The organism is Blautia sp. HA8986 (assembly GCF_056504635.1).
Window position 1 is genome coordinate 1,070,036 of the sequence record NZ_JBWLUQ010000001.1, and the last position, 23,148, is coordinate 1,093,183.

Below are 23,148 nucleotides of genomic sequence, written 5' to 3' on the forward strand. Positions count from 1 at the left end.
TTTCCACCCTCTCTTTGTCTATATGTTTGTTTTTCGATGTACCGGCACAGTATTCACGAAGCCGGAAATACCAGCCATCCAAGCTTCGATGTAAAAAAAACAGCTGCATATAAAAATCCCGGCACCATGCAAAGAGCATAGGGAATTGCCCAGGAAAGTTTTCTCTTAAGAAGCATTACCGGCAAAACTGCTGTGCTGACAACAGCTGGATATATAATAGAAGATCCGGAAAAAGTCAGTGCACTCACAGAAGCCAGAAACAAAAGCACCCAGGCGTTTTTTGTATTTTTATCCAGCCAGAGTCCGAGGCTGGCCAGAAAAGCAGCCGGTATGGCCACATTTGCAAGAAGAGCTTTTCCCTCATAACAGCGTGTAAGCTGAAAGGTTCCGGATGTATACAGTGAATAGGAAAACAGCTGAAGCAGACACACAAAAATCACAAAAAGATCTGCTTTCTTCACATTCTGGTCAAAAAGCTTCTTTCCGATCTGATAAACAAGGAAATTGATCATCAGGACGTTGATCACCGCCATTGCGATCTTGGCCTGCACAATAGGATGTATTCCAAGAAGCCGGCACCATACAGCATTGTGCATAGGATAGGCAGACAGATCATAACGGATATTAAACTTCTTCTGCAACGCCCCTGTAAGCGGATTATATCTCGCCAGTGTGTCTGTATATACAGAAGTGCTCACAGAGCCGATATAATGAGCTGCATCTGCAGTATTATCCTGATACATAGCCACCATCATACACTGGAGCAGGATCACTCCTGCTGTCAGTAACAACAGCCAGGAATGATTGCAGAACACCTCACCTATCTTTCCGATCTGACGAAACCATTGTCTGTGAAGAAAAATACCCCCGGCAAAAACTGCTGCTGCCATAACTGCTGCCCAGAACCAGGCAAAATGCGTCAGGCTAACCCATTTCAAGGTCATTGGTACAGCTACCGCTTCAAACACAACAAAATACAGAAGATATCCCATAAAAACTGCCATGGTCGTTTCTGCTTGCATCCGAAGCACCCGCATCAGAAGACTTCCCGTGCAGAAAAACACAAGAAGCTCCAGAATAATATCTATCGGAACCAGCATCAGTTCCCGCATCTCACACCTTCTCTCCAGCTTCCTTAGCCAGGATTCCCATGGCAACTTTCTCCGGTGTGATCGGAAGCTCTCGCACCCGTACTCCTGTTGCATTGTATACAGCATTTGCAATAGCCGGGCATGGTGTGTCGATTACAAGCTCACCGATCGATTTCGCACCAAAAGGACCTGTCTTCTCATAGCTGCTCTCGAATTCAATGCGTACGCTTGGAATATCCATACGATTCGGAATCTTGTATTGCATAAAGGAATTATTTCGGATCTTACCCTTCTCTGTGTACTGCACATCCTCATAAAGAACCATTCCAATACCCTGACCGATTCCTCCCTCAGCCTGAACTCTTGCAAGATTCGGATTGATCGGTGTTCCACAGTCAATCACACCAACATAATCAATCACATCGATCTGTCCGGTTTCCTTATCGATCTCCACTTCTGCTGCCCCGACCATAAACGGAGGCGGTGAGATCGGGGATGAATATTCTTTCACAACCTGAAGCTCGCTGCAGATACCGGCAGTTGCCTTCAGTGCGATCTGACGCAGGGTTACTTCTTTTCCATCTTCTGTGCGGACAGCTGTTCCGTCAAAATCAGACTCCTCCACAGATACCTCAAGCATCTGTGCACCAAAAGAATGTATCCTTTTTCTGAGCTCCGCACAGGCCTGCATAACTGCATTTCCTGTTGCATAGGTCGTGGAGGAAGCGTAGGAACCGGAATCATACGGTGATATATCTGTATCCACACTGAATACAACTATATTCTTCATATCTGTATCCAGACAGTCTGCTGCCATCTGTGCAAGGATGGTATCACATCCTGTTCCCATATCTGAGCACCCAAGAGCCAGTGTATAAGAACCATCCTCATTAAGCTTGATATCAGCACCGCCGACATCAAGACCTGCAATAGAAGATCCCTGCATAGCCATAGCTATACCAACTCCGCGGACTTTGCCGTTGCCCATGTCGCGAAACGGATATTTCTCATCCCATCCGATCATCTCTTTTGCACGGGCCAGACATTTATCCATGGTACAGCTTCCGTTGATTGGGACATCCGGATATCCGGGAAGTGCTTCCCCCTCCATCGGCATATTCAGTTCACGGAATTTTACAGGGTCCATTCCCATCTTGTGAGCAAGCTCATCTGCAGCAGATTCCACTGCAAAAATGCCCTGGGTTGCGCCATAGCCTCGATACGCTCCTGCTGCCTGCATGTTTGTATACACAACATCATAGGCAAAACGATACGCTTCCGTATGCCTGTAAAGAGCAATGGATTTATGGCCGGAAAGTCCCACCGTTGTCGGTCCATGTTCGCCGTAAGCTCCTGTATTGGAAAGAGTATAAAGATCAATAGCCTTTACGATACCGTTTTCGTCAGCCCCCATGCGGATATGAACTTCCATCTCATGACGCGGGGAGGAAGCGATCATAGATTCCTTTCTGGAAAAAACGATCTTGGACGGCTTGCCTGTGACCCAGGTTACAAGTGCCGGATACACCTCACTGACTGAAGTCTGCTTTGCGCCGAAACCTCCGCCAATACGAGGTTTGATCACACGCACCTTCGATGACGGGATATTCAGGGCATTACCTACGATTCGTCTGACATGAAACGGAATCTGTGTGGAGGAAACCACTGTCAGTCTCTGAAAATGATCCATATAGCAGTAAGTACGGAAAGTCTCCATCATAGTCTGCTGGTTCGCCTTAGTATGATACACCTGATCTACTGTGTAGGCACATTTTTCCAGCATGGCATCTACATCTCCCACTTCTTCCACATTAGAAGAACACAGATTTCGCCTGTTATCTCCCCCTGCCGGGATCGGCATGTACCAGTCCTCCTCTGGATGGACCAGGATCGGATTATCTTTGGCTGTGTGGATATCAAGAACTGCATCTTCCACACGGTATTTCACCTTGATCCTTTTCAGAGCCTTGTCAACTGCTTCTTCTGTCTCACCTGCTACAATGGCAACAGTATCGCCCACAAAGCGTACATGTTTATCAATGATATATCGATCCCACGGACTGATCTCCGGTGCAGTCTGACCTGCCAGAGTGAAACGTTTATGTGAAACATCCTCATAAGTAAGAACGCATTCAATACCTTCGATTTTTTTCGCTGCATCGGTTTTGATCTCCTCTACCCAGGCATTGGCATGCGGGCTTCTGAGAAGCTTTACGATCAGACAGTCTGAAGGTGCAAGATCATCGGTATAAACCGGCTTGCCTGTTACCAGAGACATGGCATCCGTTTTCGGTACCGGCATGTTTACATATTTCATTTTCCTTCCTCCTGTCTTTTTTTATAGTCGAGAAATTTCAGGATACTTCTTGTCTGTCCCACAAAACCGGAACAGCGGCACAGGTTTCCGGAAAGGTATTCCCGGATCTCATCTTCTGTGGGATCTTCAAGCTCCTGGAGCATGGCAAACACATTCATGATAAAACCCGGATTGCAAAATCCGCACTGTTCAGAACCCTCATTAGCCATGAAAGCTCCGAATTCTTTCGCCTCATCCTGCATACCTTCCAGTGTTACGATCTTTTTGCCGTCTGCACGGGCAGCCAGCATGGAACAGGAAAGTACCGGGCGGCCGTCCATAAGAACTGTACAGAGACCGCAGTTTGCAGTTTCACAGCCACGTTTCACACTGTAGCAGCTGTTCTTGCGGAGGAAATCCAGAAGCAGCTCTGACGGTTCCACTTCCGCCTGTTTCTTTTTTCCGTTCAGCCAGAAAGTAATGTTCATGACTCTCTACCCCCAATCTCCTCCCAGGCTCTTCTCGTAAGAATTTTTACAAGGAGCGTTCTGTATTCTTTTGAGGCACGCATATTCTTATCTGTAACAACTTGTTCTGCTGCATATGCGGCAAAAGATGCTGCTGCCTCTTTTTTCTCCCGAGGATCTTTCTCTGAAAAACCTTTAAGTATTCCTTCTTTATCTTCCACTACTATGGCCTTGCCAGGTCTGGCACCAATCACAGTTCTTGCCTCTCCGTCAATAAGAGAAACGGCACATGTCAGCACCGGAAAATCTGTGGAATTGTTTCTCTGGCTTAAGTACACTGTGTTCAGAGGGGTTTTCTTCACAATAACATTGACCAGGATATCGTTATCCTTCTCCATAAGTACAAACTCTGTAAGCGGGATCCGCCCTCTGTCGTAAAGCTCCACCCAGGTATCCATAGCCAGAAACATCGTCAACACATCGGAAAACCCAAATCTGCCAAAAATACTTCCGCCTACTGTAGCACAGTTACGGAACTGCACGCCAACAATATGGCGTACGCTCTCTCTCACGGCTCCTCCTGTATATTCATTAAGAGCCTTGTGAGTCTCAATGGCATGAAGCGATGTCATGCAGCCGATCACAAACTCTTCGTCTGTTTCTGTAATACTATCCAACCCCAGACCGGAAAGATCGATCGCCGTAACAATATTCCGGTTACCCATTTTCAGCCAGACCATACCACCCAGCACAATGGCATTTTTTTTCTGGTTCAGCTCATATGCCTGGGCAAGACTTTCTGCCTTTACATAATTCTTTATCTTGAGCATATTTTTTCCCTTCTGAAATTATTATCTTTCAATACATATCGATATACACAGCTGTCAATTACGATCACAGCTAAACATTAATTTTAACAGACCCTGACAGAAATATCTACTGTTAATATTCCAGGATCACAAACTGATACGGATTCAAACTGATGGTTCCATTTTTGATCTGCACCTCTTCCTGATTGTTCAGAAGTACATTCTTCACTTCTCCCGGAAGCTCCACATTCCGGGACTGGCTCTGAAGGTTTCCCATTACCAGAATATTTTTCTCCTCTGTTCTTGTGTAGGCGATCAGATTTTCCTGATCTTCTTTATACGGTTTAAAGCTTCCGTATACGAATGTATCTTTGTACTCCTGTGTTTTTCGAAGTGCTGTCATTTTTTTGTAAAAAGAAAGCAGGGAGTTACTATCCGTTAACTGGGACTCTACATTAATCTCTTTGTAATCGGGATTTACTTCAAGCCAGGGTGTTCCTGTTGTAAAGCCGGCATTTTTCTCCTTATTCCACTGCACCGGAGTTCTTGCATTATCTCTGGAAAAAGCAGATGCTGCCTGAAGTGCTTCTTTCTCTGTGCAGCCCGCATTCAGGGCAACCTTATATTCGTCAATGGTACTGATATCGTCAATTTGCTCCATAGAAGTGAAATCCATGTTCTCCATCCCAATCTCCTGCCCCTGATAGATAAAAGGAATTCCTCTCAGGAAAAAGTACACACCAGCCAGAAGTTTCTTGGAATCCGGACACCTGTCTTCCGGAAGAATGTAGTGACAGACGCCTCTTGGCTCATCGTGATTCTCAATAATATTGGAAATCAGCCCTGTCTCTCCGATCTTCTGCTGAGTATGGAAAATACATTTCTTGTAATCCTCTGGCGTCAGCACATATTTGGAAGCGTACCAGCCATCCTCGCTTTTTCCATAACAGGTCTCCTCAAAATCAAACATGGAGGAAAAATATCCTTTTTCTCCGATAAAATCACAGATCTCATCCTCTTTCTCATTGAAGACTTCGCCTACTGTAAACGCATCATACGGATGAAAACATTTCTCTGCCATCTCACTCAGGAATTCTCCGATGCCATCTGCATCTTCCAGCATTCTCTCCACGCTGCACATTCCATCACTTCGATCTGCCGGATAATCCTGAAACGGAAGCTTCTTCTTGATATTGATGATGGCATCAATGCGGAAGCCGCCAAGACCTTTCTCCATCCACCATCGGATATTCTTAAATACTTCTTCCCGTACCTCCGGATTCTCCCAGTTGAGATCCGGCTGCTTTTTATGAAAAAGATGAAGATACTGTTTATCGGAATGTCCGGGAAGTTCTTCCCACACAGAACCTCCGAAATAGCTTCTCCAGTTGCATGGCGTCCTGTCGTCTTTTTTGTCTTCTATATAAAAGAAATTTCCGTATTTTCCTTCCGGATCCTGAACAGCTTTCTGAAACCATTCGTGTTCATCGGAACAATGGTTCACAACAAGATCCATCAGGATATACATATCACGTTTTTTTGCCTCTGCAATCAGACAATCCATATCTTTCATGGTTCCAAACCGCGGATCAATGGCATAATAATCTGCAATATCATACCCCTGGTCAGCAAGAGGGGATTTATAAACAGGAGACAGCCACAGAATATCTGCACCCAGCTCTTTCAGATAATCCAGTTTACTGATTATTCCCGGAATATCTCCGATCCCGTCACCATTGGAATCATAAAAACTCTTAGGGTATATCTGATATACCACTTTGTCATGCCACCATTTTTTCATGCTCTTCCTCCTTATGCCTGTTTGATCATGCAGTACTGCTTCAGGTCAAAGCCTTTCTTCTGCACGATACCATATAATTTAAATCCAAACTTTTCGTACATGGCTACATTTGCCGGATTATGTGTCTCCAGGGAGATCATCAGTTTATGCCTGTCTGCATAATCGATCACGTCGTCCATCAGCTTCTCTGCCAGCCCATGATGCTGCATCTTGGGAGTTACAGCCAAGTAGATCACATGAAGTCTCTCTGCTGTATGAAGCTGGGAAGTCCAGCTGGAATTAAGATAATCTTTTCCCTGAATAAATTTCCTTAAGGTTGCAAGGCTTGGATCTTCCTTGATCAGATAACCATCTGTTTTCAGAAGTGCAAAGAAATCCACCATCAGATTATGTAATGCAGCTTCGTGCTCCGTTCCGTCAGATACTACCAGGATACTGTTCAATTCACTGCTGTCCGCATAAATCTCACAGGTCTCAAAAAATTCTGTAAGATCACAGGTAAACAGTTCCGGCATCAGCCGTTCCCTTGTATCTTTGTCCGGGATCAGTGCCTGGTACAGCGGATCTTCCGCAAAACATACAGTCAAAATCCGGATCAGTTTATCCAGGTCTCCTTCTTTCACTCGGTATAATTTCTGGCTTTCCATTTTTCCCTCCAGGTATGCAGCATTTCGCTTGAATCTTCTTCGAACATCCGTGACACTTCGCGGATCATATCCGTAAGCTTCTCAACGGCACGGATCAGATATTCGATGTCCTCTATATAATAATTCTTCTGCCGTTCCCAGGCCTCTTTAAGGCTCCGGCGTTCTCTCTCCAGGCTGTCCCCGGATTTCTTCTCTTTCAGGCTTTTCACCAGATCATAAAGATTTTCATGATGAATGATTCGTCCCTTTCCCCACATCAGACGGTCCGGGGACTGTTTCATGATATATTCTGTAAAATGGTAAAAAACATCTCTCTCAAACTGGAACGCATAGCAGTTATTATCAATACTGTAAAAAGATTCCAGTGCAGGCGCGATCTCACCTTTTTCCAGAAATCCCATTGCTTCATTCAGAGCATGGAGATTGTTCTGTGCTGCCTGCTGCGGAAATATCACATTATCATCCCAGTCCAGGCGCACCAGATAGTCCTGGGATTTTTTGAACACTGCAAGAAGCTTCTCTGTAACAATATCTGCTTTTTTCCAGTCGTAACTTTCCGTCGGAAGGCTGTTGAATCGGCGGACCTGTTCGGCAAGTACAGCCGCTGCTTTCTTGGCTTTCTCTGTTTTTTCCAGAAGCAGGGCTCCGTTGGCTCCTGTTTGCATGCAGAGATCCATATCAAGACTCTCAATACTTCCTGCAAGCGCACGGCCAAAATCAAGTGGCGGCAGTGCAAGGCTGTCCACTGCCATGATCAGACGCAGATAAAACTCATGGTGAAATTTGTAAACCTCTTCTTCATATACATCCTGATTATCGTACTGAGAATGATAGTAATTCTCCATAAAAGGGCCGCCGCTGAAATCATTGACAAAAGACGGGATTCCCGAAATCGACATGGTAAAATCATCCGACCACGTCTCGATAGGATAAAGTGTTGTCATTCCATCCGGATAGATTCCCTCCGGCATCTGAATTGCATCTACAAATTTCCGCATAAAATCCGCATATTCGTATGTACATCGCACAGCATCTCTGGTGCTGTGTGCATGGGCCGGAAGCTCGAAGTTAAAATCAGCTATCACATGCCCCGGCCAGTCCGGTCTTGCTTCAAACACCTGTCTGTAAGCCCCTGTTGACCAGTCATACTTTGTATCGGAGATTCCCCATTCTTCTGCTGCAAGAGCACATACAACAATGGTATGGTAAGGCTCATATCCGCCGCGGATCAGTGCCCGGGCAATCCCGATTATCATGGCGACTGCTGCATTGTCATCCTGGAATCCCTCAAAATAAGAATCATAATGTGCACTTAACAGGATCATGGAATCGGAGCAGGTACCTGGGATTCTTCCTATAATATTATAGGTATGCTGATCTTTTATCACCTGGGTATCCGCATCGAATTCCACCGTAATCTCCGGAAGTTTTCTTTCACCTTCCATTTTCTCCTGCATCAGCTCCCTGATCTCAAGAAAATCTGCTCTTGACATGGAAAAAGCAGGTGCAAAGGACGGGCCGGCAATATCCTGGGCATTCAGTGCCGTGTCATCTACCTGGGCATATCCCCTGCTCTGAACAGCGATCAGTGCTGCTGCTCCTTTCAGATATGCCTGATATACGGGATAATTGATCCACCATTCTTCTCTCTGGTTGATCTCAACAAGAACCAGTTTTCCTTTCACATCAATATCCTGATATTCTGCTGCTGTTCCCTTCCCAAGATAAACCAGCTCAAATTTCTCAAAACCATCTGTCTTAAAATCCGTCTGGTACGCGCCAAGCTGGATCTTCCTGAGCTGTCCGTCCTTATCCTGATAGTGCATAACTGCCTTTTTAAATTCCCAGGCATCTACTGTGATGCGGTCTTTCTCTACCTGGGCAAGACCTGCTTTCTTCATTTCTTCACAAAGCATATCTCCGGTGTTTCTCTCTGCCAGGGAACCTGCTGTACGATATCCTAAGGCGGGGTTAGTCTTCTCCTGTTCCATGCGCTTGGCCAGATCATAGGACTCTCTGATGTCCAGGCACGAAACACATTTCTCCACGATGTTCAAGTTTTCTGTCACCCTTTCTCTGCTTGTTTCATTTATTATAAATTATACATTATCATTCTGGGGATTTCCAGACAAAATTCCATGGAAGCCGATGTCACCTGTTCCTTGTATACAAAAAAGCAATGCAATTTGTACGACCTGATGTAAGAGCTACACTTGTCTGGTATACTGTTTTTTCGTTAAAAATGCCATCTCCCGGATTCCAGGTGATCGATCCACCTGAGCTTTATCACCTGTACCATTATCTTCTCCTTCGGAAAAATCTTCTCTCAGAGGACTTTAATCCAAATATTTTCTGTAAGTATCAGTGTGTATTTATATATTTTTACTATTATTCGAAATAATTTTCATTATTTTCTGGTATTTTTATCTTAAATATGTTATAAAAGAAGTATAAGAAAACAGAAATCAGGATACATTTTTTCACTTCTGATTTAAAATAAAAGGGGGTTTTACTATGGCTAAACGTATTATTACTATTAACCGTATGTTTGGAAGCAACGGACGCCTGGTCGGCAAGACTCTGGCAGAAAACCTGGAGATTGGTTTTTATGATAAGGAACTGATCGACCTGGCTGCGAAAAAAAATAATATTCCTTTTGACACTCTCGCAAAAGTAGATGAGAAGAAAGCCAGCCAGTGGGTTTTCCCGGTTGACAGTGAACTCCAGTTTACAGACAATTTTTCTTTTGTTCCTATGAATGATGTACTTTATGATCTGCAGAGAAAGATCATACTTTCGCTTCCTCAGAAGGAAGATTGTGTTATTGTGGGACGGTGTGCTACGAATATTCTGAAGGATAAGTCACTAAAGATTTTTATTCATGCTCCTTTTGAGGATAGAGTTCAGAATGTGATACGCCGCACCGGACGCGAAGAAGCCAGTGCTCGGAAACTTGTAAAAAAGATGGATAAAGAAAGACGAGCCTATTATGAATATTTTACTGATTCCAAGTGGCTGGATATGACACAGTATGATCTGTGTCTGGACAGCAGCCGGTTTTCTATGGAGCAGATTGTAGAAATCGTAAAAGATTGTCTTTGATTTTTTGAAAAAAACTGGCTTTGAAAAGCCAGGGAAACCGTGGGGAGGGAAGGCACTCATAGTTGCGAAGGCCGTTTTCCCTCCCCACCCCCTCCTTTCTGGCCACGCCGCTGTTCTGCGTTTTGCCTGTGTTAATTTTATTAACAGAACGATGGTTTCTATTCCTGCTTCCCCAGAATATACGCTTTCAAAAACTCATATATATCTCCTTCAAGTGGCGGGCACCCCTCTACATGATGTTTAAACTTGCAGGTACAGTGCCCAACACCAAGTTCACCGCTCTGTCCACGATATCCCTGGCCTATACATATTTTCTCATGTAGTTTTTCAAAAAGTCCTTCTTCTTTCAGCATTTCCAGTGCAGGAATCAGATAGCCGTAGCAGGCACTACAAGATTCTACTTCTTCTACGGCATCGGCCAGTTCTACAACCTTGCGGGATTTGGGCAGAATCTTTTCTGCTTCTTCCTGGCAAAAAAGGATCTCTGCTTTGCTGATATCCGAACAGCCAGCCCCCAGTTCACCAGCCAGCTTTACATAAGGGACATCCTCCACCTGATAATGCATCATCTGGCACACATAGGCATCCACAAGAACAGGATCACAGGCAGCAAGAACACGGTTCATCACAACCGGATTGCCGCCATCCTCAAAATCCAGATCCCCGCAGATATTATCCACAACAATAAAATCCTGCCGGATTCCCATATTCAGGTGAGCGATAGGATTATGAAGACCAAGAGAATGAAATCGCCTTTTCTCTTTATTTGGGATCAACCCCTTCATATTCTTTAAAGCACAGGTAATCTTAGTCTGGCAATGCCCTTTCAGCACCGGTACATTGATCAGAAAATCTATCTCCTTCACCCGTTCGCAGATATTCAGTTCCATACCGCCGCAGTCCAAAGGAATACCCTTATCCTTCTGCATATCCCAGAACGGAACCTGATACTCCTCTTCAAGCCGGTCATATCCACACACTTCAAAAGCTTCCCTTGTCTTATCACCGACCCAGGAACCCTCCATCATCACAAGATTCCGGAAACCATGCTCTTTCAGATATTCAATAATACCTGCAACCACCTCCGGATGTGTCGTTGCACCCCAGGAAGCCTCAGACGGCGAAACCAGATTCGGCTTGATTCCAATTTTTTTATCTCTGTCCTTTATATGGGACTTAAGATCCGTTCTCTCCAGAAGTTCCTTTGTCATTCGTTTATAATCTGTTCCAGATGTAATTAAAATCTGATTTTTTTCCATAATGTCAGAATTCCTTTCTTCTCATAATCCGGATAATTATACAGTCGCTCCACCCCACCACGGAAATTCGCGGTTCAGCCATTTTCCTGCCAGCTCGCTCCACGGCTCACAGGCTCTCACAATACCGCGTCCGTTTTCATTGGCTGTCAGCTCACTTGCAAGTCCGAGACCATGAGGTCCTTGCGGAAAAATATGATACTCCACAGGAATCCCTCTCTTATAAAGTGCCTGTACAAACCGTAAAGTATTGTCAAGAAGCACTGTCTCATCTTCAAACGTATGCCAGATAAAAGTCTTCGGTGTATCCTCTGTAACCTGATATTCTAAAGACATTTTATCTTTCAGCTCTTCATATTTTTCTCCAAGAAGATTATGAAAGCTTTCCTGATGGCCGAACTCTCCGGAAGTAATTACAGGATAATTGAGAATCATTCCATCAGGACGGATCATTTCATTATCAAAACCTGTGATTTCTTTTAACTCAGGAGTATTCCAGAACACCCCAAGAGATGCTGCCAGGTGTCCGCCTGCTGAAAATCCTGACACAATGATCTTATCTGTCTCAATATGCCATTTTTCACTGTTTTCCCTAAGAAGGGCCACGGTTTTTGCAAGCTGACGAAGAGCAGCTGGATATCTGGCAGGTGCCACACTATAACGGAGCACCACTGCATGATAGCCCATGCTCATAAAACGAAGGGCAACGGCCTCCGCCTCCCTGTCAGAAGTCATTGCATAAGCCCCTCCCGGACAGATTACTATAGCCGGACGTTTCTGCCCTGGATACAATTCCACAGATTCCTGCCAAAAGTAAGTCTCGATCCATGCCTCATCGTAATCTTTTGTTTTCTCCTCAATGATGATTCTTTCATTTATCATTTTTTCCATCCTTTCTGTCAGATCTCATATAAATATCGGAGCTTCAGTTTTCCCGGAAAGCATTTTCCACTTCCCTCCAGAGAGCTTTCGGGTCTGTTAATTCACCTTTTACTCCGCTCCACCTGCTGTCCCTGACCAGTTGTGTCCGTGCCTCCATTATTACGTGTATCGTTAACACGGTAGGAAGTTTTTCCCTGCATCAGATAATCTATTCAGCTTTCTCAAAGCAAACTCATTTTGTCTAATTATACTCTTCTCTATAATAAAAAGCAAAAAAAACAGACAGAAAACCAACATATTTATATTGTTTGTTGATCATCTGCCCGTTTTGGTACTGTTTTAATATTCTGAAGTTGTTATTTCATGGCTTTTTTAATCGCAGCAAGCAATTCATCATACTCTTCGTATGCCGGGATATCCGGATTATCTGCCTTGATCTGTTCTGTACTTCGGAAAAGGAATCCTGCCTTGCTTGCTTTGATCATTCCCAGATCATTATAGGAATCTCCGCTTGCGATAGTCTCAAATCCCATGGACTGCAGTGCTTTCACAGTAGTAAGTTTGGACTGCTCACATCTCATCCTGAATCCTGTGATCTCACCATCCTCTGCTACTTCAAGGGTGTTGCAGAAAAGTGTTGGCCAGCCCAGTTTCTCCATCAGAGGAGTGGCAAACTGTGTAAATGTATCACTGATGAGGATCACCTGGGAAAAAGTTCTCAGCTCATCCAGAAATTTCTTTGCTCCCGGAAGAGGATCGATCTTTGCAATAGTCTCCTGGATCTCTTTCAATCCAAGTCCGTGCTCTTTGAGAACACTAAGTCTCCAGTTCATCAGTTTATCATAATCCGGCTCATCACGGGTCGTTTTCTTCAGCTCCGGAATTCCGCTTGCCTCAGCAAAAGCAATCCAAATCTCCGGTACCAGTACACCTTCTACATCCAGACATGTAATATACATTTTTTATCCTCCTCGTAAAAACGCGCCGCCTGCATTTGTAAATTTCCGTACACCCCAGTGGCACTTTATTCTTTTATTGCATTACTTTGATATATTACCATATATTTTCATGGTCTGTAAACAGTTTTCCGGCGAACTGCGACCTTTTTTACTGTCATAGTCCACCAGAAAATCTCAGACTTTTTTAATTTTTTTCTCTTCTTCGTAGTTCTTCAGTTCCCTGATGGCTTTTCCCCCAAGAGGGTATAACATGAAGATATTAAAGATGGTCATAAGGCCGATTCCCACATCTCCAAGATCCCATACAAACGTATAGGCTGCGATTCCCCCGATAAATAACATCACAAGGGCAATGATCTTATATCCGGTCTGGGATGCCCAGTTGTCACCAAACAGATAGGCCACATTGCTTCTGGCATAGAACAGGATTCCCAGAAAGGTGGAAAAACTGAACATAAAGAGCGTAGCTGCAATAAAAATCACACCAAATTCGCCAAGATGATAGCGCATGGCTGTCTGGAGAAGTTCCATTCCGGAAAGTCCGCTTACCAGATCTTCCGGTGCCAGAAGCATGATCATGGCTGTGCAGCTGCAGATTACGATGGTATCCACAAAAACTCCAAGTGCCTGGACAAATCCCGCTTTTACCGGCTGATCACACTCTGCTGCCGCTGCTGCGCATGGCGCAGATCCACTTCCTGCCTCATTGGAAAACAGACCTCTTTTTACTCCGTTCATCAGTACTGCTCCAAAGCCTCCGGCTGCCACCTGGCGGATTCCGAATGCTTCCTCAAAAATCCTTTTAAATACTCCCGGCATGCTTCCAAGGTTCGTTGCAATGATAAACAAAGTGATTACAAAATAACAAACAGCCATTACCGGGACAAGAAAATCCAGCACTTTAACTGTTGCATTCTTCCGAAGAACGATCACTGCTGCCACTGCTACCAATACGATAGTTGTATACAATGGTGAAATATTAAAGGCATTCTCAAAGGATGCAGTGACGGAATTACTGATCACCTGGCTGATTCCGCACCAGCAGATCAGGCCTGAAATTGCAAACAATACGGAAAGCAGTACTTTTTTTCGTTTTCTGCCCTGTTTTTCTTCCCAGTAATGGTGGATATAGTAGGCAGGACCGCCTCTGTAGCCACCGTAAAGAGGATCTTTTTCCTTATAGATCTGTGCAAGGGTTGCCTCAATAAATGCTGTGGATGATCCGATCAATGCCAGAACCCACATCCAGAATATGGCTCCTGCGCCGCCCGCTGAAATAGCTGCCACTACACCCACCAGGTTGCCCATTCCCACACGGGTTGCCGTTGATACGATCAGTGTCTGAAATGCGGAAAGATTGTTCTTGTCACTTTTTTTCTCCACAAGTGCATGTACCATATCCGGGAACATCCGGACAGGCAGAAATCTTGTCCGGATGGTAAAATAAATTCCGGCCGGAACCAGCAGTATGATAATCAGAGATATCCCCAGACTGCTTCCTCCAGGAAGAGGGATCTTAACCAGGTCTCCCCACAGAAAAGAATACATCTTTTCGATCAGTGTTACTATCATGTTTTATTTTTCCTTTCCCCAATCACCCCATTGTGATTGTTAATTTGTTTTTTGACGTTTTATTCCGTCTTATTATTTTACCCGTTAAACAGGCATTTCTGCAACAGTTTAAACAGGCAAAGCATGTGTTCTATTATAGTTGTTTTTTCACTTTATGTAAAGAAAAATTCCGAATCTTTCGACCCGGAATTTTCTTTTTATATTTCCTGCAGACACTTCACAATTCTGCTTCATCCTGCAAGATGGAACATTTCGATCAGGAAAATCCAACTCATTCCATAGTATGTTACAACTGCTACAAGATCGTTTACTGTTGTGATCAGCGGACCGGATGCTACCGCAGGGTCTACACCGATCTTTTTGAAAAACAGCGGAATACAGGTTCCTACTGCACTGGATACCAGCATAGCCACCAGCAGGGATAATCCGATACATCCGGATACTGCATAGGCAAAAACGAGTGTTTTTCCTTTAAATAAGAAGATATACAATCCGATCAGTACAAAAGACAGAATACCGAGTAAACCACCGTTGCAAAGACCGATCCGCATTTCCTTCAGCACAAGCTCTGCTTTCTGTCTGCCTGTCAGTGTCTCATCCATCAGTACACGGATGGTTACAGCCAAGGACTGGGTTCCAACATTTCCTGCCATATCCAGGATCAGAGACTGAAAGCACATGATGATCGGCAGACAGGTAACTACTTTTTCAAACATTCCCACAACAGAAGATACCACCATACCAAGGCCCAGAAGAACGATCAGCCATGGCATTCTTTTTTTCATGCTTTCAAAAAGCGGTTCTTTCAGATCTTCCTCTGCAGTCAGACCAGCCAGCTTCGCATAATCCTCTCCCATCTCATCATCTACCAGATCGATGATTCCTGCGGATGTGATCACTCCCAGAAAACGGTTATCATCATCCAGTACAGGAATGGAATCTTCAGAATAATCCTTCAGCCGTTCCATACAGTCGTCGATCTGCTCGGTACCATATACATAGGGGTAGGAAGTTACGATCAGCTCTTCCATAGGGTGCTCCTGTCTTGCTGTGATCAGATCCTTCAGATCCAGGGCTCCATAAAACTCTCCTCTGTCCGTCACTGCAAAAATCGTAGAAATATTATCATTATCTGCCGCCTGGGAAATCAGCTCACTCATGGCCTGCTTTACGGTCAGGTTTTCACGGATCACAATGCAGTTCGTTGTCATTCTGCTTCCGATCTCATCCTCATCAAAGGAACGGATCATTTCGATATCCTTCCGCACCTGTTCATCCAGAAGCTGGATCAGAAGCTTGCGTTTTTCTTTATCGATCTGCTTTAAAACATCTGCCAGGGCATCGGTTTCCATTTTGGAAAGAATGGCTGCCGCTTTTTTCACATCCATCTCTTCCAGATATTTTACGGTTTCTTCTTCCTCCAGATATTCAAAAACATCTGCCAGCATGCTGCTTTCCAGGATACGGTACAGTCTGCTGCGCTCCGCAGTGCTTAATTCTCTTAATACTTCCGCCAGATCGTTTTCGTGGAAATCCTGCAGTCTCTCACTTAAAACTGCCGGAGAAACACTGCTTCGGATCAGACTCAGAATATCTTTTGAAAAGTCCTGATTTCTTTTTGTCATTTTCTCATCCTCCTCACATAGTTTCGCACAAAACACGCACACCAAAAACAGACATGTAAAAGCATGTCTATGTGCTGTTTGATTTTCGATTGTGTTTCCTTGGGATTTGCGTGTAAAACGGAATTAAATCGCACGTGTCCGCTTTACTTGTAAGATTCTCAGAATGAGAAGAATGAAAAAGATATATATTATAATCCTGCCGCAATTATAATGGATTAATATCGTACAGATTCTGGTAACACCGTTACATCCTGCCAAATATATCCTTCTGATATACAGACATAGTATTCTCACAGATATTCTGCACACTTAAAACAGAATGGAACAGTCTCATCCCTCTCTGTTCTTTCCATCTTTCACTCTGAGAGCTATAACTTCGCCCATGAGAATCACAACTGTCCATTCTGTTCACCTGCCTTTTTTTCTTAAAATCTCTTATCAACCCGGCCATTATAACGTTCCCGGCCGGGTTTTGTCAACTGGATTTATGGTTAAATTTATCGTAAATCTGAGTAAGATTTTCCACTTTACAGAGGTGGAGTTTATGCTGCTGCATTTCCGTTGATCGTATCAATGATGTTTTTTCAAAAAGGATCAAATTAAAAAGTCCAACAATAAATACTTCTGCACGTATCTTCAGCATTTACTGTCGGACTTTTATCCTTTTATTCCTTTTTGAAATATATCACAATATCATATTGTAGAGCAAAAGATTATTCTGCGTGGTCTTTCAGGTACTCTGCACGTCCCTCTTCGTAGAGGTTATTTCCCTCGCTGTCAATGATGACTACAAGCGGCATGTCTTCCACATAAAGCTTGCGGAGTGCTTCTGCGCCCAGGTCTTCGTAAGCGATAAGCTCTGCTTTTTTGATGCATTTTGCAAGAAGTGCTCCTGCACCGCCGATGGCTCCGAAATATACGCCGTCATATTTCTTCATGGCTTCTACGACTTCCGGAAGGCGGGCGCCTTTTCCAATCATTCCTCTGGCGCCTACGGACATCATGGTCGGTGCGTAGGCATCCATACGGCCGCTGGTCGTAGGGCCTGCGGAGCCGATGACTTCACCTGGTTTTGCAGGAGTCGGGCCTACATAATAGATCGTAGCGTCTGTAGGGTCAAAAGGAATCTTTTCTCCTTTTGCAAGAGCCTCGCACATTCTCTTATGACCTGCGTCACGGGATGTATAGATGGTTCCTGTCAGTAAAACCTGGTCGCCTGCATGGAGAGTTCTTGCCAGCTCTCTTGTCAGAGGCAGTGTGATCTTTCTTCGTTCCATATTAAAGCACCTCCGTTTTATGACGTGTTACATGGCAGTTGATATTAACTGCACATGGCATACCTGCAATATGAGTAGGCATAGTCTCGATGTTAAGTCCGATGGCTGTGGTCTTTCCGCCAAAGCCCTGAGGTCCGATACCAAGCTTGTTGATCTTCTCCAGCATCTCTTTTTCAAGATCTGCATAGTAAGGATCCGGGTTCTCTGTATTCAGAGGACGCATCAGCGCTTTCTTTGCAAGAAGTGCACATTTGTCAAAAGTTCCTCCGATACCAACACCAACTACCATAGGCGGACATGGATTCGGACCTGCGGTTTCTACAGCCTCAAGAATGAAATCCTTGATTCCCTGAAGGCCAGCAGATGGCTTGAACATACGAATCTGGCTCATGTTTTCACTTCCGAAGCCTTTTGGTCCCACAGTTATTTTCACCTGATCTCCAGGAACGATCTCTGTATAGATCATAGCCGGTGTATTGTCACCTGTGTTTCCACGGCGTACCGGATCCTTGACAACGGATTTTCTGAGGTAACCCTTGTCGTATCCGCGGCGTACACCTTCATTAATAGCATCATTTAAATCTCCGCCTGTAAAGTGGACATCCTGACCAATTTCAAGGAATACACATGCCATTCCGGTATCCTGACAGATCGGAACATTCTCACTGTCCGCAATATCAAAATTCTCGATAATGTTATCAAGGACACCTTTTGCGATCTCGCCGTCCTCGCAAGCACGGCAGGTTTTGATAGCGTCCTTCACATCTTCCGGGAGATGTTCATTGGCTTCGATACAGAGTTTTTCGATAACCTCTGTAAGTCTGTTTACTTCGATTTCTCTCATAATAGACTCCTTTCGCTTATCTCATATGTTTTTATTATCATAACATATTTTTAACTTAACGTTCGTGGCGGGCATATTTCGGCAGAAGCATAGGAGATACTTCTCCTGTGTCGATTCCTGCATTTTTCAGTTCCTCTTCATATTTTTTGATATGATCCAGGTTCATGGTGCCAAGCTCTACCTCTTTGCATTTGGCAGCTGCTTTTTTACCTGCATTTCTTCCGAATACAATTACATCAAGAAGAGAGTTGCCCATCAGTCGGTTTCTTCCGTGGATTCCGCCTGCTGCCTCTCCTGCAACCAGAAGGTTCGGGATTTCTTTTGTAAAGCCGTCCCCGTTAATCTCAAGACCACCGTTCTGATAATGAAGGGTCGGATAGATCACGATCGGAACTTTTCTCATATCAATGCCGTAGTTCATGTACATACGGAACATGGCAGGGATCCTCTTTTCGATAGTTCCCTCACCTCCCAGGATCTCGATCATCGGAGTATCCAGCCATACACCCTTTCGTCCACCCGGAACTTCAACGCCACGGCCTTCCTCACACTCGCGGATAACGCCGGAAGCATTTACGTCACGGGTTTCCAGCGGATGAATATAAGCTTCTCCGTTTGCATTAACAAGCTGTGCACCAACGGAACGAACCTTCTCTGTTACCAGTGCACCAAGGATCTGTGACGGATAGATCGCACCTGTTGGATGATACTGGATAGAATCCTGGTAAAGAAGGGAAGCACCTGCTCTGTATCCAAGTACGAGTCCGTCAGCAGTTGCTCCGTAGTGATTGGAGGTCGGGAATCCCTGATAATGCATTCTTCCTGCACCACCGGTTGCAATTACAACTGTTTTTGCTCTTGCAACGGAATAGTCTCCGGTTTCCATGTTGAGAAGGACTGCACCGGCAGTCTGACCTTTTTCATCCTTCAGAAGTTCTACAGCGGAGGTAAATTCCACTACCGGGATCTTAAGATTTAAGACCTCATCACGGATAGTACGCATGATCTCTGATCCGGAATAATCCTTTGCAGACATGCATTCTCTTTCTGGAGGTACCGCCGCCATGTGTAGTGACCATGGTTCCGTCTTCTGCTTTATCAAACTCAACACCAAGGTCGTTGAGCCATTTGATCGCATCCGGCGCTTCCATTACCAGTCTTTTTACAAGCTCCGGTTTTGCGGCAAAATGTCCGCCTCCAAAGCAGTCCAGATAATGCTGTACCGGGGAATCATTTTCTTTATCTGCTGCCTGGATCCCACCTTCTGCCATCATGGTGTTGGCATCACCGATACGGAGCTTTGTAACGATCATTACGTTGGCACCTGCGTTGTGAGCCTCGATGGCACAGGAAGAGCCTGCTCCGCCACCGCCGATGATCAGTACATCTACATCATAATCGATTTTTGTAAGATCGATTTTTTCGTTGAGCAGACGGCTTTCTGAATGGAGCATTTTTGTCAGCTCCAGTGGTGCTTTCTGTCCCTTGTTCGGTCCTACCTTGATCTCTGCAAATGCATCCGGGTTATAATCCGGATGGAATTTTTTGAGAAGAGCATCTTTCTCATCTGCACTCAGACGTCTTGGCTCTGTTGCCATACGCTCCGCTCTTGTAGCCTCTACCTTTTTGATGGATTCCATCATATTTTCTGGATATGGTGCATACATGTTTTACGCCCTCCTACTTCTCGATTTCTCTGCTGTTGTAAAGTTCCTGCATCTCTGTGATCGGCTTCTGCATGATCTTCTCGATCATATCATCAAATTTGCCCTCGTGGATCTCTTCCACACGTTTCTCCAGGTGCTCACTTTTTGGTGCGATATATTTACCGGTGAGACGTCTTGCCAGAAGACCTACCATCGGATGGGAAATTCCTGCCGGACATCTTACGGAGCAGCAGCCGCAGCTTACACAGTCAAAGGATTCCTCTGCACATTTTTCAAGCTCGCCTCTCTGAGCATATGCAATATACTGCATGACATTTAAGTCCTGTGTACAGGCCTTTGTGCAGGCGTTGCATCCGATACAGCTGTAGATCTCAGGATAAAGCTCCATCATTACCTGCTGGTTCGGCTTAAGATCTTCTATATTATAAAGTCTCTTGTCTGTAGGGAAGAACGGGATGCTTGCCACATACATTCCCTCCTGCACCTGTGTCTGACAGGCGAGACAGGTTTTCAGCTCATTCTGTCCCTTGATCCTGTAGATGGTCGCGCAGGCACCGCAGAATCCGTGTCTGCAGCCGCATCCTCTTTTTAATGTATAACCGGCATATTCCATAGCTGTCATAATGGTCAGATCACCGGGAACGCTGTATTTCTTACCGAAAAAATATACGTTTACCATATTATTTTCCATGTTGGTGTCCTTTCTTTTATCCAAATCGTACGCCATGTGGAACAGCCATCTCACACGTGCCCGTCGCAACGCTCTGCTGAAACCGCTCCTAAAATGGGCAGCTTAGCGAGATGGTTCCCATGGCTGTGTACTGTACCCCGCAGTGCCAGGCTCGATTCCGCTTCGCTTCATCTCGCTTGAGGGCATTCGCCCTATACAGCCGCCGATAAAAACAGCTGCTTACATGCAAGCATGACGCATCTGTTTTTATCAACGTCTGTGCACTGCTCATTGCTTATCAATACTCATTAGGTAATTCATCAACCTCATCACACCTAAATACCGGGCCGTCTTTGCAGACGTATTTGTCTCCGATGTTGCAGCGGCCGCATTTTCCGACACCGCATTTCATACGAAGCTCCAGTGTGGTATATACCTGATCTCTGGAGAAGCCCAGCTCTTCCAGTCCTGCCAGAACGAATTTAATCATGATCGGCGGGCCGCAGACCAGAGCGGTCTTATTGGTATCAAAACCAATCTCCTTCAGATAATTCGGAACAAATCCCACATGACCGTCCCAGCCTTCCTGCTCGCGGTCAATGGTAAGATATACATTTACACCTTCTGTTTTCATCCACACTTCCTGGATTTCCTTAAGCTGCACCAGATCATCTGCTGAACGGGAACCATAGAGAATATCGACTGTTCCGTAATCCTCACGGTTATCCAGCACATAATTAATCACGGAGCGAAGAGGTGCCAGACCGATTCCACCTGCGATAAACAGGAGATTTTTTCCCTTTAACTTATCTTCCACCGGAAAATGATTTCCGTATGGACCCCTAACCGCGATCTCATCTCCAACCTGAAGGCTATGGAGATAGTCGGTAAGGGATCCGCATTTTTTGATACTGAATTCCTGATAATCCTTTACAGTCGGAGAAGAAGTAATGGAAAACATACCTTCACTGACGCCTGGTGCACAGACCATGGCACACTGTCCTGGCATATGCTCGAAAAGCTTTCCACCCTCCGGAGCTTCCACGCGGAAGGTTTTTACATCCGGTGTCTCCTGACGGATATCTGTGATCACGCCAACCTTGGGGATCAGCGTATCCAGTGTATAATTTTTATGACAGGTACATTCACTCATTCTTTTCACCTCCCTGTTTTTCAAAGGCCTTGATGACTTTTACGATATTTAAAGATTCCGGACATTTCTCCACGCAGCGGCCACAGCCAACACAGGAGAACATGCCGTCATTATTTAACGGATAATAAACAAGCTTATGCATAAATCTCTGACGGAATCTCTGCATCTGGCTGGTACGGTTGTTTCCGTGAGCCATCATGGTAAAATCAGAGTACATGCAGGAATCCCAGCAGCGGTAACGGTGAACACCGTGTCCTGTGTCGTAATCCTTGATATCATAGCACTGACAGGTCGGACATACGAAGGTACAAGTTCCACAGGCAAGGCAAGGCTTGTACAGCGTCTCCCATACAGGAGAGTTGAAACGATCCATGTATTCTTCCTGCGCCCATCCTTCCAGTGAAAGATGTGTATATGGAAGAAGCTCGATAATATCACGGATCGCCTTCTTTTCCTCTTCTACCCTTGTCTCATCAGAATCTGCCAAAAGCTCCTTCACAGTTTCTGTCAGGGCATTTCCCTTTTCTGTGAGAGGCTTCCAGAAAAGTTCTCCCTCGATGATCCAGGCTGCAACATCTGCTTCCGGATCTGCGGCATCAATGCCAAATACTTTACAGAAGCAACTTTCCTCCGGTTCATGACAGGCAAGAGCTATGATAGTTCCGTGTTCTCTTCTTGCCTGGTAAAAAGTATCCACCGGATCTCCAAGGAACACATTGTCAAGAACCTTCACGCCTTGTACATCACAGGCCCTCATTCCGAACACGACAAAATTCTGTTCTTTCAGTGCCTGAGGCTCAATGCTGATATTTTTTCCGTCTTTTTTACAGGTATAGAGATTTTCACTCTGCGGAAAGAAAGCATCCTTCGGTGATTTCACGGTTTTCAGTGTTTCAAGAGAAACTTCTGCATCCTCGCTCCATACCTTGAAATTTACCTGCTCACTTACCTTTACCGGTAAATATAATTCCTGGTCTGCGGCAATTTTCTGGAATAATGCCGGCAGATTTTCTACTGCGATCTTATACAT

The 23,148-nt window shown here is 44.9% G+C and carries 18 protein-coding genes and 1 pseudogene; 1 reads left to right on the forward strand and 18 read right to left on the reverse strand.

Annotated features, from left to right (window positions below):
• Positions 1–53: 53 nt before the first annotated feature.
• From AC04Q4_RS04910 to AC04Q4_RS04940, 7 genes are all read right to left on the reverse strand, one after another.
• Positions 54–1,112, reverse strand: a complete 1,059-nt coding sequence (locus tag AC04Q4_RS04910; protein ID WP_173737240.1) for a DUF6077 domain-containing protein — start codon at positions 1,110–1,112, stop codon at positions 54–56.
• 1 nt (position 1,113) lies between these two features.
• A complete protein-coding gene (locus AC04Q4_RS04915; protein WP_173737239.1) occupies positions 1,114–3,408 on the reverse strand; it encodes a xanthine dehydrogenase family protein molybdopterin-binding subunit in 2,295 nt (764 codons plus the stop codon).
• On the reverse strand, positions 3,405–3,875 hold the full coding sequence (locus tag AC04Q4_RS04920) for a (2Fe-2S)-binding protein (RefSeq protein WP_119238917.1): 471 nt from the start codon (positions 3,873–3,875) through the stop codon (positions 3,405–3,407). The genes AC04Q4_RS04915 and AC04Q4_RS04920 overlap by 4 nt, the downstream gene beginning before the upstream one ends.
• Positions 3,872–4,684 (reverse strand): FAD binding domain-containing protein, encoded by an 813-nt coding sequence (locus AC04Q4_RS04925; RefSeq protein ID WP_173737238.1) that lies wholly within the window; start codon positions 4,682–4,684, stop codon positions 3,872–3,874. The genes AC04Q4_RS04920 and AC04Q4_RS04925 overlap by 4 nt, the downstream gene beginning before the upstream one ends.
• Positions 4,685–4,796: 112 nt before the next feature.
• Positions 4,797–6,464, reverse strand: a complete 1,668-nt coding sequence (locus AC04Q4_RS04930; protein WP_173737237.1) for a glycoside hydrolase family 13 protein — start codon at positions 6,462–6,464, stop codon at positions 4,797–4,799.
• An 11-nt stretch (positions 6,465–6,475) separates the two neighbouring features.
• Positions 6,476–7,111, reverse strand: a complete 636-nt coding sequence (locus tag AC04Q4_RS04935) for a GNAT family N-acetyltransferase (protein ID WP_173737236.1) — start codon at positions 7,109–7,111, stop codon at positions 6,476–6,478.
• Complete coding sequence (locus tag AC04Q4_RS04940) at positions 7,084–9,102, reverse strand: M28 family peptidase (protein WP_173737300.1); 2,019 nt, start codon at positions 9,100–9,102, stop codon at positions 7,084–7,086. Before AC04Q4_RS04940 ends, AC04Q4_RS04935 begins: the two co-directional genes overlap by 28 nt.
• Positions 9,103–9,625: 523 nt before the next feature.
• Between AC04Q4_RS04940 and AC04Q4_RS04945 the strand changes: the two genes are divergently transcribed.
• A complete protein-coding gene (locus AC04Q4_RS04945; RefSeq protein WP_173737235.1) occupies positions 9,626–10,213 on the forward strand; it encodes a cytidylate kinase-like family protein in 588 nt (195 codons plus the stop codon).
• A gap of 158 nt (positions 10,214–10,371) precedes the next feature.
• On the opposite strand, the gene AC04Q4_RS04950 is transcribed toward AC04Q4_RS04945, so the two are convergent.
• From AC04Q4_RS04950 to AC04Q4_RS05000, 11 genes and pseudogenes are all read right to left on the reverse strand, one after another.
• Positions 10,372–11,472, reverse strand: a complete 1,101-nt coding sequence (locus AC04Q4_RS04950) for a DUF362 domain-containing protein (RefSeq protein ID WP_173737234.1) — start codon at positions 11,470–11,472, stop codon at positions 10,372–10,374.
• A 36-nt stretch (positions 11,473–11,508) separates the two neighbouring features.
• Positions 11,509–12,351, reverse strand: coding sequence for an alpha/beta hydrolase (locus AC04Q4_RS04955; RefSeq protein ID WP_173737233.1), 843 nt, complete (start codon positions 12,349–12,351; stop codon positions 11,509–11,511).
• 356 nt (positions 12,352–12,707) lie between these two features.
• Complete coding sequence (gene thrH / locus AC04Q4_RS04960; RefSeq protein ID WP_173737232.1) at positions 12,708–13,310, reverse strand: bifunctional phosphoserine phosphatase/homoserine phosphotransferase ThrH; 603 nt, start codon at positions 13,308–13,310, stop codon at positions 12,708–12,710.
• Between the two features lie 174 nt (positions 13,311–13,484).
• A complete protein-coding gene (locus AC04Q4_RS04965; protein WP_173737231.1) occupies positions 13,485–14,882 on the reverse strand; it encodes an alanine/glycine:cation symporter family protein in 1,398 nt (465 codons plus the stop codon).
• A 230-nt stretch (positions 14,883–15,112) separates the two neighbouring features.
• Positions 15,113–16,507, reverse strand: coding sequence for a magnesium transporter (gene mgtE / locus AC04Q4_RS04970; RefSeq protein ID WP_173737230.1), 1,395 nt, complete (start codon positions 16,505–16,507; stop codon positions 15,113–15,115).
• A gap of 713 nt (positions 16,508–17,220) precedes the next feature.
• Positions 17,221–17,784 (reverse strand): Fe-S-containing hydro-lyase, encoded by a 564-nt coding sequence (locus AC04Q4_RS04975; RefSeq protein WP_173737229.1) that lies wholly within the window; start codon positions 17,782–17,784, stop codon positions 17,221–17,223.
• 1 nt (position 17,785) lies between these two features.
• Positions 17,786–18,628: a fumarate hydratase gene (locus AC04Q4_RS04980; RefSeq protein WP_173737228.1), complete on the reverse strand. Its 843-nt coding sequence runs from the start codon at positions 18,626–18,628 to the stop codon at positions 17,786–17,788.
• Between the two features lie 55 nt (positions 18,629–18,683).
• Positions 18,684–20,295: pseudogene (locus AC04Q4_RS04985) on the reverse strand (FAD-dependent oxidoreductase).
• A gap of 13 nt (positions 20,296–20,308) precedes the next feature.
• Positions 20,309–21,022 (reverse strand): 2Fe-2S iron-sulfur cluster-binding protein, encoded by a 714-nt coding sequence (locus AC04Q4_RS04990; protein ID WP_330383239.1) that lies wholly within the window; start codon positions 21,020–21,022, stop codon positions 20,309–20,311.
• Between the two features lie 241 nt (positions 21,023–21,263).
• Complete coding sequence (locus AC04Q4_RS04995) at positions 21,264–22,118, reverse strand: FAD/NAD(P)-binding protein (protein ID WP_015524689.1); 855 nt, start codon at positions 22,116–22,118, stop codon at positions 21,264–21,266.
• The gene (locus AC04Q4_RS05000) at positions 22,111–23,148 is read right to left on the reverse strand and encodes a 4Fe-4S dicluster domain-containing protein (protein ID WP_476388609.1); all 1,038 of its coding nucleotides are present in this window, start codon (positions 23,146–23,148) and stop codon (positions 22,111–22,113) included. The genes AC04Q4_RS04995 and AC04Q4_RS05000 overlap by 8 nt, the downstream gene beginning before the upstream one ends.